This is a genomic window from Maribacter sp. HS, from assembly GCF_048059195.1.
GTDB lineage: Bacteria > Bacteroidota > Bacteroidia > Flavobacteriales > Flavobacteriaceae > Maribacter > Maribacter dokdonensis.
On the sequence record NZ_JAYLVV010000002.1, the window covers coordinates 630,471 to 644,806 of the forward strand.

Sequence of the window (14,336 nt, forward strand, 5' to 3'; positions counted from 1 at the left end):
AACAATAATTAAAATTTCAGGGATAAAACCATATTTTCGTGAAGGTGCAAAATTAATGAGATAAAGATAAAGTGGCGGAAAAAAGAAAAACAAAAAAGGTAACCCCTTTAATGAAGCAATATAACACCATCAAGACCAAATATCCTGATGCCCTATTGCTTTTTAGAGTAGGTGATTTTTATGAAACTTTTGGTGAAGATGCAGTGAAGGCTTCACGTATTCTTGGTATTATACTGACCAATAGAAATAATGGTGGAGAACGAACAGAATTGGCCGGATTTCCCCACCATTCATTAAACACATATTTACCCAAATTGGTTAAAGCGGGGCAACGCGTTGCTATCTGCGACCAATTAGAAGACCCTAAACAGACCAAAACCATTGTAAAGAGAGGAGTTACGGAATTGGTTACACCTGGGGTAGCCATGAACGATGACATCTTAAACTCAAAGACCAATAATTTTCTTTGTTCAATTCATTTTGGAAGGAAAAAAATAGGGATTTCATTCGTTGATATTTCTACAGGTGAATTTTTAACTTCTGAAGGCAGCGAAGAACAAATTGATAAATTATTACAAAATTTTTCACCTAATGAGGTATTGATATCAAAAGCCCATAAGAAAGAGTTTTTAGATGTTTTCGGTAAAAACCACCATCTCTTTTATTTAGAAGATTGGGTTTTCCAAGAAGATTATGCCTTGGAAAATCTTACCTCACACTTTAACACCAACACCTTAAAAGGTTTTGGCGTTGACCATCTAACCTGTGGGATTATAGCATCTGGAGTTGTTTTACACTATTTAGGAGAAACACAGCACAGACAATTACAGCATATATCAAAATTACAACGTATTGCTGAAGATGATTATATATGGATGGATAGGTTTACCATTAAGAACCTTGAACTCTATCATTCCACCAATGTAAACGCGGTGACGCTTTTAGATGTTATCGACAAAACGATATCACCCATGGGTGGGCGAATGATAAAAAGATGGCTTGCACTACCTCTTAAGAACCTGCAAAAAATTACCCGGCGACAGGAAATTGTTTCTTACTTACATCAAAATGAGGTGACATTAGAAAAATTTCAGCACCATATTAAGCAGATGGGCGATATAGAGCGATTGATCTCTAAGGTAGCTACAGGAAAAGTAAACCCTAAAGAAGTGGTTCAATTAAAGAATTCGCTCGAAGCCTTAATACCTATCAAACAATTGGCTACTTCATCTGAAAACGAATCTTTGGCACTTACAGGGGATCAAATACAATCCTGCGACTTGTTAAGGGCTAAAATCAAAGAAATGCTTAGCGAAGAGGCACCTGTAAACATTTTAAAAGGTAGCACTATAGCCCAAGGATTTTCAGAAGAGCTAGACGAACTAAGAGGTTTAGCCACATCTGGAAAGAACTATTTAAATAATATGTTGGAAAGGGAAACAGCTGCAACCGGCATTACATCCCTAAAAATAGCGTCCAACAATGTTTTTGGATATTACATAGAAGTAAGAAATACCCATAAGGACAAGGTTCCCGAAAATTGGACACGTAAGCAAACTTTGGTCAATGCAGAACGCTACATTACCGAAGAACTAAAAGAATATGAAGCAAAAATTTTAGGAGCTGAAGACCGTATTCTAACCTTGGAACAGCAGCTTTTCTCTCAATTGGTTGTGTGGATGCAAGAATACATTACCCCCGTACAGAACAATGCACACCTGGTTGCTCAGTTAGACTGTCTTTGCGGATTTGCCCAATTGGCAAAAGAGAATGCCTATAATTGCCCTACTTTGAATGACTCTACTGATTTAGAGATTACCGAAGGAAGACACCCTGTCATTGAAAAACAATTACCATTAGGAGAACAGTACATTGCAAACGATTTACAGTTAGACAGATCCAATCAACAGTTCATAATGATCACCGGTCCCAATATGAGTGGTAAATCCGCATTATTAAGGCAAACGGCATTAATAGTACTATTGGCACAAATGGGAAGTTTTGTTCCTGCGGAAACGGCTAAAATTGGCGTCGTTGATAAAATATTTACCCGTGTAGGAGCCAGCGACAACATTTCAATGGGCGAATCTACTTTTATGGTCGAAATGAACGAAACCGCCTCTATTCTCAATAACCTGTCTGAGCGTAGCTTGGTACTGTTAGATGAAATAGGTCGTGGTACCAGTACCTATGACGGTATTTCTATTGCCTGGGCCATATCCGAATATTTACATGAGCACCCTGCAAGGGCAAAAACAATGTTCGCCACCCATTATCACGAGCTAAACGAAATGACCAATACCTTTGGCCGTATTAAAAATTTCAATGTAGCCATCAAAGAACTAAAAGACAACGTTCTCTTCTTAAGAAAATTAATCCCCGGAGGTAGTGAACATAGTTTTGGTATTCATGTGGCTAAAATGGCCGGTATGCCACAACAAGTAATTCAAAAAGCCAACAAGATTCTAAAAAAATTAGAAAACAAACATGTAAGTGGTGAGGTTACGGATAAGCTTATAAACGATTCTGACGAAATGCAACTTAGTTTTTTCAATTTGGACGATCCGTTATTGGAAGAAATAAAGGATGAAATAACCCATTTGGACATAGATACGCTCACACCCGTAGAAGCATTAATGAAATTAAATGAGATTAAACGTCTGTTAACCAAGGACAAAAAGGCGACATCATAAAATATTTAATTCTTTTACACTTTTTTACTTTGGAATTTACAGAATTGTATTAAATTTGCACCCGCATCTTTTAAGAGATGCACGTTCATAAACTTGCGAAAATAGCTCAGCTGGTAGAGCGCCACCTTGCCAAGGTGGAGGTCGCGGGTTCGAATCCCGTTTTTCGCTCTGCAAAATGTTGTTCAGCAACATTTTTAAAAAACCAAGTATGCTCGAGTGGTGGAATTGGTAGACACGCCGGACTTAAAATCCTGTGCTCTTTGGGGCGTGCGGGTTCAAGTCCCGCCTCGAGTACCACAAACCCCTGAAATCAATTGATTTCAGGGGTTTTTTATTTTATGTACTTTACAAATTGAAGTCGAAAGTTATTTACTAACTTTAGTATTGAAATAGTTTACATGCCAAAAAAAATTCTCAAAATACTCGGATTACTTTTCATACTGTTAGTATTCGTCATTTTTACATGTAATATCATAATTTCTAAAACCGCTGACGGAAAAACCTTTACCGACATCTCATCAACACCCAAGAACAGAGTAGGTTTAGTTTTAGGAACCTCAAACAAACTAACCAATGGCTCTCCCAATCCGTATTACACTTATCGCATAAATGCCACCAAAGCATTATACAATGCCGGTAAAATAGAATTTATACTTGTTAGTGGTGATAATGGCAGTATTTACTATAATGAGCCAGATACCTTTAAAAAAGATTTAATAAAGGCTGGTATTCCTGAGCAGGTAATTTTCTTGGACTATGCAGGTTTTAGGACTTTAGACTCAATGTTTAGAGCAAAGTTTATTTTTGGTTTGAACAATGTTACCGTAATCTCGCAAAAATTCCATAACGAGAGAGCTATTTATATAGCCAAACAAAAGGGGCTCAACGCTATTGGATTTAACGCTCAAGATGTTTCTACCAGTCAAGGCATAAAAGTGCAGCTAAGGGAATATTTGGCACGGGTAAAGGTATTTATCGATATGCTTTTAAATACCCAACCAAAATTCTATGGCACTACTATAGAAATAAAATAGCTTACTTTTAATCTTACCAACCAATCTTATAAGTAATGCCAAGTTTTAAAACAGTACTGAAAAATTTAGGTCCAGGAATCTTATTTGCCAGTATGGCCATTGGCACCTCTCATTTGGTACTATCTACTAAAGCCGGTGCCCAATATGGTTGGCTTATGATAATACCTATTATACTGGCCAACGTATTAAAGTATCCATTTTTTGAATTTGGAGTAAGGTACACTAACGTCACCAATAAAACATTGATAGAAGGATACCTAAACCGTGGTAAAGGTTATTTATGGTTCTATGCCATCATAACATTTGTTACCACTTTTACCATCTTAGCGGCATTGTACACCGTTACTGCAGGGCTATTCATAAACCTGTTTAATATTGGACATAGTTCTATTGCTATTGTAGCTTTATCGCTTTTCTTGATCATTAGTGCCCTTTTGATTTTTGGAAAATATAAATTCTTGGAGATTAGTTTAAAGTTTGTAATAAGCATATTGTTCATTGCGCTATTGGTTACAACCGTACTAGTGATTGTCAAAGGACCGGTTGACCATGCATTGGACTTTGAACCACTACCTATTTTCAATGAAGTAGGAATTCTTTTTTTAATAGGGTTAATTGGGTGGATGCCAACGACCGTTGAAGCTTCTAGCTGGATTAGCTTGTGGAGCATAGAAAAATGGAAAAATCAAGAAAAGCCAAGTTTAAAAGAATCTTTACAAGAATTTAATATAGGCTATATTATAACGGCAATTCTTGCGGTATTTTTTATGGTCATAGGATGGTATACATTATATGGAACCAACACCCAGCTCAGTAATAATGCCATAAGCTTTGCGGATCAAGTTGTTCGCCTGTTTACTGAGCATATTGGCACTTGGGCCTATCTATTTATAGCAATTTCAGCATTTGCCACTATGTTTAGCACATGCATGACGGCACATGATGCATTGGCAAGGGTAAGTTTGGATATTATTTCCCTATTAAAACCAAAAGAGAAATGGTATAGCACAAAAAACGCTTACACCACAGGAATACTCATCTTGACCTTCATCAACTTTATTGTCATTGCCGCGTTTAGTGCAAACATGGGAAATTTAGTTGCTTTGGCCACTTTTGTATCTTTCGTTGTAGCGCCATTAGTAGGATACATGAATTTAAAAAATGTTACCAGTAGTGATCTAGACCCAAAATTTTGGCCCAATAAGCAGCTAAGATTTTTAACCTATGTAGGTATCTTGTTTCTCACCCTCTTTGCGCTTTACTATTTCTATATTATCATTTTATAGTAGGCAAGGTTTTTTTCCCTATTCTACTACAAAAAGTGTTCGTTCATTTTGTTTATGAAGAAAATCTAAACAATAAGCGCCATTGGTACAATTGTTTACAATATTCTCTTCTCCATACCCAGTAGCCTCAAGTATATTATGTGAACCCAAACCATTGTTCAACAAATACCGCTTAATGGTATTGGCCCTGTCTTGTGACAATCTTTTATTATAAGAACTACTACCCCTACTGTCCGTATACGAAAGAATTCTTAATCTTATTTGCGGAAAGCGTTCTACTGCGTCTATAACTTTTTTCAATTGCCCCTCTACTTGAGCATTCAAAGTTGACTTTCCTTTATCAAAATAAAACTTATCCAATTTAATAACTGTTTTCTCTTCCCGTTCCGTTACCAAATCTTCCATTTTGGCAAGCCCCATATTGTAAGAGGAATTTTGAATTTCCTCCATCCCTTCTTCAGAGTAGGTAGTGGAGAAAATAGAATAACCGTCACTCATTGCCTGTATGGTGACCTGAGACATCCATGGCACCTCGATTCTAAAACTTCCGTCCGAATTAGACACAACTTCCTTTAAAATATCTCCATTTTGATTCAACAGTCTTACCTGTGCTCCTTCCAAACCTGCTTTATTTCTTAGATTAACCACCTTGCCACCAAGTGCAAATGTTTTTAATCCTGGTGATTTATCGAGCATAAATCCATAAAGATCATCCCCACCTTTTCCTCCTTTTCTATTTGAAGCGAAAAAACCGGACAATCCATTACCCTCCTTAGCCTTCTGGATTATAAAGCCGAAATCATCGGATACCGAATTGATACCTTCACCTAAATTTACAGGAATGGTATATGTTTCATTAGCTAGGATATTAGATTTATAAACATCCATACCACCTAGACCATAAAAAATGTCGGAAGAAAAATATAAGCTTCCTTCATAGATATATGGAGCTATTTCATTTCCGGGCGAATTTATTCTAGGTCCCAAATTAATTGGAGCAGACATTATTTGACCGTTATTGGTGTACACATAATATAGGTCTGTACCACCATAACTATCATCAAAATTTGCCGCAAAATATAATCGTTCAGTATTATCATCAAAAAATGGATAATAAAAAGAAGTACTTAAATCCTTTAAGATAAATCTAAATCTACCATTTTCTGAAAGTGTACCAATGGCCAAAGCATTCTTCCCATTTTCATCATATCTTAATTCACCATCTTCGGTGTTGGAAAGAATGTAAAAGAACGTGGACAATTTTGTTGAGTAATAAGGTGTTGATTTATGAAACTCGGTAGCCGGTATTTCTTTAAAAGTTTCTACATCTACAAGCGTATTTGTTGAACTTATTCTAGCAAAATAAATATCCAAATACGATTCGCCCGTAGGCTCATATACATTTTTAGAATTTCTAGATCTACTACTACTGAATAATATTCCATTTTTATAAAACGCTGGGGAGAAATCTCCCTGAGGACTATTAAGCCCTAAATCGCGAATTGTTTTATCTTCATTGCTTGCCGGAATTTCCAATAAGCTATAATTGAACTCTGCGTTTTCTAAAAGTTCTGGAGATAATTTATCCGCTTTTGACCTAAGAAAAGTTTTCACTCTATCTCGTTCTGAATTTTTAGAAAGGCTTTGCAACATTTTATTGAACCTGTTCACAGACATAATAGTGTCATTCTTATTGACCTCTAAATATAGCTCTGAAGCATTATCATATTTACCCGTGCTAAAGTATGAGTCCGCTAAATTCAGTAATTGATAGTTAGTCAATGGTTTCTTTTCCATTTCCTTTTTATACTCTGCAATTGCCTGTTGGTAGCGATATCCATAAAAAAGATTATCTGCCTTGGACTTCTTGTCTTGGGCAAAACCCAAAAGCGGTATAATAATCAGAATTGTTATGAGAAATTTAAATTTCATTATAGTTCTATTTAAAAGAAACGTGGTGAATCTACTTGTTTAGGTTTTCCTTTCGCATTCTTGTCACCACTTCCTTTTGATTTCGCTGCTCCTTGTCTACCTAAATAGAATTTTAGTATTATTTCATGAGAACCATTATTGAACTCACCTAACAAGTTTGTATTGTAATCATAAGAATACCCTGCAAACAATTGGTTTGATATTTGAAAGCCCGCTAAACCACTGAATGCATTGTCTAGACGATAGGATGCACCAGCTGTAAATACATCTGAAATTAAAAAATTACCCGATAAGTTTACATTCACGGGTGAACCTGCAATAGTATTGACCAAAAATGCCGGTTTAAACTTTAAATTATCTGAAAGTTCAAATACATAGCCACCAATAAAATTAAATTGAAGTTTGTCTTCAACTATAGATGATACTTCATCATTATACACACCTTCGGTCAAAAAATTAGGAACAGAGGCACCTAAGTACCAATCTTCAGCATACAGGAAAGCACCTGCACCAACGGTTGGATAAAATTTGCTTAACATTTCATCATTAAGGTTCTCACCCGGATTTTCAAAAGTTCCTTTCGAAAAATCAACATTTAAAAAAGAACCTCCTGCATCTATACCAAAAGAAAGCTTAGTCTCATCTGTAACCATAATTTGATATGAATAAGAAACATCTGCATAGGTTTGCGTAGTTGGTCCTAATTGATCACTAACAATGTTTAAACCCAATCCAACTTTTTCATTTTGAAACGGAAGGTTGGCACCAAAACGAAATGTACGGGGTGCCCCGGGAATATCTATCCATTGAGCTCTATACAAACCAGAAAACTCAGGGTTTTCTACCGTACCCACATAAGCAGGGTTAAAGCTACCAATATTGTACATGTATTGGGTATACTGCGGTTCTTTCTGTGAAAATGCATTAAAGCCTATCAGAGAAAATAGCACTAAGGCAATAGTATAACTAGTTTTATTAAAGTTATAATCCATAATTTATTTTATCTAATAAGCTGTATCCAACCCTTATCCAATGTTTCGGGTCCGTTATTGATACTATAATTCATAATATAAAAATAAGTTCCTTTTGGCACTTCTTTTCCTTTATAGGTACCGTCCCATACATCACCGTCATTTACTTTTTCCGTTTCAAATACCAAGTTCCCGTATCGATCATAAATCTTGATCTTATAATGTAAGGCAACATCAATACCGGTTTCAGGATCTGTACGGTTTATACGCAGTACCTCATTCTGATTATTTCCATTGGGAGAAAATTGGTTGAACAAGAAGCCTGGGTCTGCCGGACTTTTTTCAATCACTTCAACCTCAACGGTAGCCTCATTGTTTAACGTATTGCTATCTCTTGGGGTAGACCTTACGATATTTGCCGTATTTGTATACGTACCTGTAGCCGGAACCACAGCCCTGATCCTTAAAGTTGCTGTTTCTTCTCTTTCCAAAGCCGGAATATTCCAATTACCGGTATTCTCATCATAAACACCATTGAAATCAGATTCTGCCGAAACAAACATAAACCCGTTTTCAAGTAATATTTGATCATTCACAATAATATCTGTCACTACATCAGATACAGAAATATTGGTTACCCTGATTACAAATTCAACTTCATCTCCCACTAACACCATATCCGGTCTAGCCTCTTTTGAAATTCTTAGGTCTACACCTTCTGGAGCCTCAGTACTTAAATCTACCGTAGCTTCATCATTATCAGGATTATTATCCGTTGGTATAGATTCTAATAGTACAGCGGTATTTGTGTACGGACCTTGTTCTGCGACAAGAACAGTAATATTCAATTCAACAGAAATACCTGCTTCAAGTTCTGGAATGTTCCAATTACCCGATATTTCATCATAATCGGCAGAATCAGCGGACACAAATTCGAACCCAAGCTCCAATAAATCACCAATTACTATTGACCTTACCGTTCTATCTGATAAGTTAGTGACCAAAATGGTAAATACGATAGTATCTCCAACCAATGCATCAATATTATCCACTGATTTTAACACTTCTAAATCTATAGGCGCATCGCAATTTGGTGTGGCTACCGGATCACAAGGATCATCTGGATCAGAACCATTTGTTTGTTCATCTAAATCTGAAATACCATCACCATCGCTATCACAACTACCATTAAATCTATTAGGTATACATGGATTATTATTTGCAGGATCTTGTTGATCATTAACCCCGTCATTATCGGCATCTTCCGTATTAGAGTCCAATGCATCAATAATACCATCGCCATCCTCATCTAAAGGGTTATTGATATCATCACCTACTTCCTCACCATCCTCAATACCATCACCGTCAGTATCAGGATCATTGGAGTCAGTCCCCAAAACCACTTCCTGACCACCTAATAAGCCATCATTATCGTCATCAGTTTCACAATCGCTTACATTGATCGTAACTTCTACGGTAGGGTTTTCACAAGGAGCCGTAGAATCTGTTGTAGTATAACTAAATACATAAGCACCAGAAGTAGCCCCTTCAAACTCAACAACATTAGTAGAGCTAATAGTCATATTATCAGGACCCGATACAAAAATCCACACACCAGGATCCGCACCATTTAACCTAGAATCTAGATCTATTGCGGTAAGTCCGTTTGCTGCCACATTACATATAGAACCATTTGTTGCTGTCCCGACTGAAGCCTGAGATCCGATTCTTGCTACTACAGGTTGTCTTTCAGTAGTACATTCATTCTCGGTAGCCTCAACATAATACGTAGCAGTAGCATTCAATGAAGGCGTCGTAAACGTTTCACCGGTAGCGATCGGAGTAACAGCATCTAAAGAATCATACCAATTTACAGAGGCACCATCACTAGGTTCAACACTTAATAATAAAGTACCCGGACCACAACGTTCATTATCATTAATAACCGTCAATTGCGGCAATACATTACGAACAATTTGTACCTCTATAGTACCACTTGCACAATTATTATCTTCATCATAGAAAAAACCATAATAAGACGCTGGCAAATCAACATCTTGAGCCTCTGCAACGGTTAAATGCGAATTCGTATTTAAGGGATTGGAAACCCTACTCCATGTTAAAACAGTTCCCGCAGGTGCAGCACTAGAAGTATAATCAAATAAATTAGCCGAAAAAGGATCACCAGCATTCTCAACACAATAAATATTTGAAACAGACTCGTCTAAAATTGGCGCTGCCACACAGTTATCATCATCTTGAATAGTTCCGGTACCCGTACCTCCATTTGCGCGTTGCACATTATTCGTTGGCAACCCCAATTGTACCGTAAAAGTCTCTGTGTTTTCTAAAACCGCATCGTTAATTATAGGCACCGTAATTGCCTGTATTTCACCAGCATCACCATCAAAAGTAAGTGAACCATTGTTACCAGTATAATCTACACCACCACCTTCTGCAGTATCATCAAAAAAGGAATATGAAACCGTTGTACCACCAATAACCTCTAAATCCAATTCCACTTCAAAAACCATTTCACCGGCAGCATCGTCTTCATTTAATGATTCGTTGGAAATTGTCAATATCGCTTGGTCATTATCCTCAATTTCAACCGTAGCCGATTGCGTAGCAACCGAACCTAAAGAATAACCAGTACCATTTTGTAATGTAATTATAACAGTTTCCGTACCTTCTTGAATTGCATCGTTGATTGGCGAAATATCTATTTCTACAGATTGCTGACCGTTTGGAATGTTAACCGCATTTGCATTTATAGCTGTATAATCCGTTCCATTACCAGCCGTTCCCGCAATAGTATAATTAATGGTCATTGTGGTACCCGTATTATTAGGAACACTAAGACCAATTGTAAATTCACCAGGTGAAACTGCATTGTTACTCTCTGCCGCAGTACCATCTGAAGCTGTAATTTCTGCAACATTGGTATCCTCACTAACAATGACTACAGTAGCATTACTTGGACCACCAACAGTATATCCCGTTCCATTGACCAAAGTTAAGATCACCGTTTCATTACTTTCAATGTCATCATCATTAATAGGAGTAATAGTAATGATACCTGTGCTCTCCCCTTCTTCTATTACCACAGACCCCGAAAGATTAGCATAATCATCACCTTGAACGGCAGTTCCCCCAATTGTGTAATCAATTTCTAAATCGTCCCCTGTGGCGTTTACTTTCTCTACATCTACGGTAAACACCCCAACACCAAGAGGGCTCTCATTTGCAGTGGCATCCGTAGATTCAATAGATGCTTCAAAAATATCGGTATCATTTATGTTAACAGTAGCAGTAGCAGAACCTGCATTTCCTAAATTGTATCCGGTTCCTGTTGCCAGATTCAAAATTACAGTTTCAGCATTCTCTACTAAATTATCATTTATGGGAGTTAACAAAACCGTTGCATCTTGGCTGCCATCTGCAATAATAGCGGAACCGCTCAATGCTGAAAAATCTGACCCGGATGTTGCTGTACCTGCAATCGTATAATTTACTGTAATTGGATTACCAGTATTATTTACCTGATCCAAACTGATTGTAAACAACCCGGTATTCGTTACGTTATTTGCTTCTACAGCAGTAGCATCAGTAGCAGTAACAGATGCTACGAAAGCATCGTCATCTACTATTGTAATAGTATCCGTATTAGATGTTCCAATTTCATAAAGCGCACTATTAATACTGTTCAGCGTAATTACTACTGTTTCATCACCTTCAATTAAAGCATCATCTATGGGGGCAATGTTAAGATTGGTGAAATCTGAACCGTCTGGTATATTGGCATTACCGGTAATGGTAAAATCATCGCCTTCTGTTGCGGTACCGCTAATGGCATAGTCTACAGTTAAGGCACCACCCGTATCATTCTCCTCACTTAACTCTATTCTAAATCGGCCATTGTTTCCTGAGCCATTTTCATTGGTACTTGGTCTATTTGCCAAAACAGTAACTTGAGCAAGGTCATTATTAAGAATTGTACCCGTACCCGTATCTCCCGCAATTACACTTGTATTATCATCACTTGATAATGTTGCAATAAATGTTTCATTGCCCTCAACTCGAGTATCGTTACCTGTAACAACTGCCATTTGTTTAGATGTTTGCCCTGGCAAAAAAGTAATTTCTTGTTGGTCGCCATTATAATCGTCCGGATCAGTAAACCCTAAAGTACCTTTAGTTGCAGTACCGCCAGAAAAATCAACTGTTACGGTATGCTCATAGACAACAGCTTGATCAGTACTAATATCAAATACTAAATTATTTCCTTCGGTAGCTTGTACATTATTAATCTGTAAAGTTGTAGTATCATCATCTGCAATAGTTACAGTTGCCTCGTCATTTGCAGAATCAATATTATAATCATTACTTGGTGATAATTTAACGATTACCGTTTCCTCCCCTTCTACAAATAAATCATCTAACACACTAACATTTATATACTCACTACCTCCCCCAAAAAAATCAACAGTTATTGGAACCGAACGACTTAGAGTTCCAAAATCAGAACCTTCTGTTGCTGTACTACTTAAAATCACATCATAATTGACAGTAACATTCCCTGAAAAACTAAGAGAAGCCACGCGAACTATAAATCTCCCAGGTAAAATATTACCTTCAGTTGCATCTCTATCATTTTCAATAGATACAAATTGCGCAGAAACACTTTGGGAGAAAACCCCAAAAACCAACAATGTAAAAACAAAGAAAAATTGCTTAAATCGTTTAGAATTCTGAAAACTCAAAAGACTATAGTATATACTTATTTTCATAGCATTCTTTATCAAACCCCATATTATGATTATAAAAGTTCTACATTCACAACCAAAAATTAGGGTCTCAATATTACAAAAAAATCAAGGTAAACCTCTCAGAAACAGTTGAAAAAAGGATTTATGGGTTAAATGGTAATATTAAGGAAACAAAGGCTAGTCTGTTAGTTGCGGTGATTGCGTTGTAACCGAAGGCTCAATTTTTCTTACCAACCCTTGTAATACTTTACCAGGACCTATTTCTGTAAAAATAGTAGCACCATCATGCACCATTTGCTGCACACTTTGTGTCCATTTTACCGGTGCCGTCAATTGCAACATTAAATTCTTTTTAATTTCATCTGCACTGTGCACCGCAGTTGTAGGAACATTTTGATAGATAGGACAACTTGGCGTTGAAAAAGTTGTATCATCTATGGCCGCAGCCAATTCTTCTCTAGCAGGTTCCATTAATGGAGAGTGAAAAGCACCACCTACGGGTAACATTAATGCACGTCTTGCTCCAGCTTCTTTTAACTTTTCACAAGCTTGTTCTACAGCAGGCACCTCACCTGAAATAACCAATTGACCAGGGCAATTGTAATTTGCAGCCACAACAATTCCGTCAATTTCTGCACAAACTTTTTCTACAACAGCATCTTCTAACCCTAATACCGCAGCCATAGTCGATGGCTTAAGTTCGCACGCCTTTTGCATTGCCAAAGCACGTTGCGATACCAATTTAAGTCCGTCTTCAAAACTAAGGGTATTGTTTGCCACAAGTGCAGAAAATTCCCCTAAAGAATGACCTGCAACCATATCTGGTTTAAACGTATCTCCCATTACCTTACTTAGAATCACAGAGTGCAAGAAAATAGCAGGCTGGGTTACTTTGGTCTCTTTTAAACCTTCAGCAGTACCATTGAACATTACCTTTGTAATTTCAAAGCCTAAAATATCATTGGCTTTAAGAAACAATTCTTTTGCAATAGGGTATTTCTCGTATAAATCTAACCCCATTCCAACAAATTGAGCACCTTGCCCAGGAAAAATATATGCGTTCATAACTTTTAGTTTTGGTGGATCAAAAGTACGTATTTTAGCTAGATTGCCATACCCCCAATTCTTTTTGAGTCAACGATTATTCTTTAAACCAGCCTGAATACATTGTATATGCCTCTGCAATTCTATTAATTTCACCTGAACTGAGCTCAGGGCTAATATCCTTTATCTTCTTTGCGGGCATACCGGCAAAAATACTTCCAGACGGCACATGGGTTCCTTTTGTAAGAACTGCTCCTGCTGCAATTATACTATTACATTCTACAATGCAATCATCCATAATTATACTTCCCATACCCACCAATACGTTATCATGAATGGTACAACCATGAACAATTGCATTATGCCCAATAGAAACATTATTACCAATAGTTGTTGGAGACTTCAAATAAGTACAATGAACAACAGCACCATCTTGAACATTTACTTTATTGCCCATTTTTATATAATGAACATCTCCCCTTAATACTGCATTGAACCAAACACTACATTGCTTGCCCATACTTACCTCACCAACTATTGTTGCATTTTCTGCTATAAAACAATCTTCCCCTATAATTGGTTCTTTACCCCTAACCGCTTTTATCAT

The 14,336-nt window shown here is 37.0% G+C and carries 8 protein-coding genes and 2 tRNA genes; 5 read left to right on the forward strand and 5 right to left on the reverse strand.

Annotation, left to right across the window (positions count from 1 at the left end):
* Nucleotides 1–110 precede the first annotated feature (110 nt).
* From mutS to VBZ51_RS02925, 5 genes are all read left to right on the forward strand, one after another.
* Nucleotides 111–2,693, forward strand: coding sequence for a DNA mismatch repair protein MutS (mutS, locus tag VBZ51_RS02905; protein ID WP_416576003.1), 2,583 nt, complete (start codon nt 111–113; stop codon nt 2,691–2,693).
* A 95-nt stretch (nt 2,694–2,788) separates the two neighbouring features.
* A tRNA-Gly gene (locus tag VBZ51_RS02910) sits at nt 2,789–2,861 on the forward strand.
* A gap of 42 nt (nt 2,862–2,903) precedes the next feature.
* Nucleotides 2,904–2,990: transfer RNA gene (locus tag VBZ51_RS02915), tRNA-Leu, on the forward strand.
* A 101-nt stretch (nt 2,991–3,091) separates the two neighbouring features.
* Entirely contained in the window at nt 3,092–3,727 is a 636-nt protein-coding gene (locus VBZ51_RS02920) for a SanA/YdcF family protein (protein WP_416576004.1), read from the forward strand.
* 35 nt (nt 3,728–3,762) lie between these two features.
* Nucleotides 3,763–5,013, forward strand: coding sequence for an NRAMP family divalent metal transporter (locus tag VBZ51_RS02925; RefSeq protein WP_071341291.1), 1,251 nt, complete (start codon nt 3,763–3,765; stop codon nt 5,011–5,013).
* Between the two features lie 18 nt (nt 5,014–5,031).
* Here VBZ51_RS02925 and VBZ51_RS02930 read toward each other — a convergent pair whose 3' ends face one another.
* The 5 genes from VBZ51_RS02930 to VBZ51_RS02950 form a co-directional block, all read right to left on the reverse strand.
* On the reverse strand, nt 5,032–6,945 hold the full coding sequence (locus tag VBZ51_RS02930; RefSeq protein ID WP_416576005.1) for an OmpA family protein: 1,914 nt from the start codon (nt 6,943–6,945) through the stop codon (nt 5,032–5,034).
* 11 nt (nt 6,946–6,956) lie between these two features.
* Nucleotides 6,957–7,937: a type IX secretion system membrane protein PorP/SprF gene (locus VBZ51_RS02935; protein WP_074672054.1), complete on the reverse strand. Its 981-nt coding sequence runs from the start codon at nt 7,935–7,937 to the stop codon at nt 6,957–6,959.
* Between the two features lie 8 nt (nt 7,938–7,945).
* The gene (locus VBZ51_RS02940) at nt 7,946–12,706 is read right to left on the reverse strand and encodes a Calx-beta domain-containing protein (protein WP_416576006.1); all 4,761 of its coding nucleotides are present in this window, start codon (nt 12,704–12,706) and stop codon (nt 7,946–7,948) included.
* Between the two features lie 156 nt (nt 12,707–12,862).
* On the reverse strand, nt 12,863–13,750 hold the full coding sequence (gene fabD / locus VBZ51_RS02945) for an ACP S-malonyltransferase (protein ID WP_416576007.1): 888 nt from the start codon (nt 13,748–13,750) through the stop codon (nt 12,863–12,865).
* A gap of 76 nt (nt 13,751–13,826) precedes the next feature.
* Nucleotides 13,827–14,336 carry a gamma carbonic anhydrase family protein gene (locus VBZ51_RS02950; protein ID WP_416576008.1) on the reverse strand — a complete coding sequence of 170 codons (510 nt, stop codon included), beginning with the start codon at nt 14,334–14,336 and terminating at the stop codon, nt 13,827–13,829.

Coding starts and splice junctions, on each gene's coding strand:
- mutS (WP_416576003.1), top strand. CDS start 111: ATGAAGCAATATAACACCATCAAGACCAAATATCCTGATGCCCTATTG.
- VBZ51_RS02925 (WP_071341291.1), top strand. CDS start 3,763: ATGCCAAGTTTTAAAACAGTACTGAAAAATTTAGGTCCAGGAATCTTA.
- VBZ51_RS02935 (WP_074672054.1), bottom strand. CDS start 7,937: ATGGATTATAACTTTAATAAAACTAGTTATACTATTGCCTTAGTGCTA.
- VBZ51_RS02920 (WP_416576004.1), top strand. CDS start 3,092: ATGCCAAAAAAAATTCTCAAAATACTCGGATTACTTTTCATACTGTTA.
- VBZ51_RS02940 (WP_416576006.1), bottom strand. CDS start 12,706: ATGAAAATAAGTATATACTATAGTCTTTTGAGTTTTCAGAATTCTAAA.
- VBZ51_RS02950 (WP_416576008.1), bottom strand. CDS start 14,336: ATGATAAAAGCGGTTAGGGGTAAAGAACCAATTATAGGGGAAGATTGT.
- VBZ51_RS02930 (WP_416576005.1), bottom strand. CDS start 6,945: ATGAAATTTAAATTTCTCATAACAATTCTGATTATTATACCGCTTTTG.
- fabD (WP_416576007.1), bottom strand. CDS start 13,750: ATGAACGCATATATTTTTCCTGGGCAAGGTGCTCAATTTGTTGGAATG.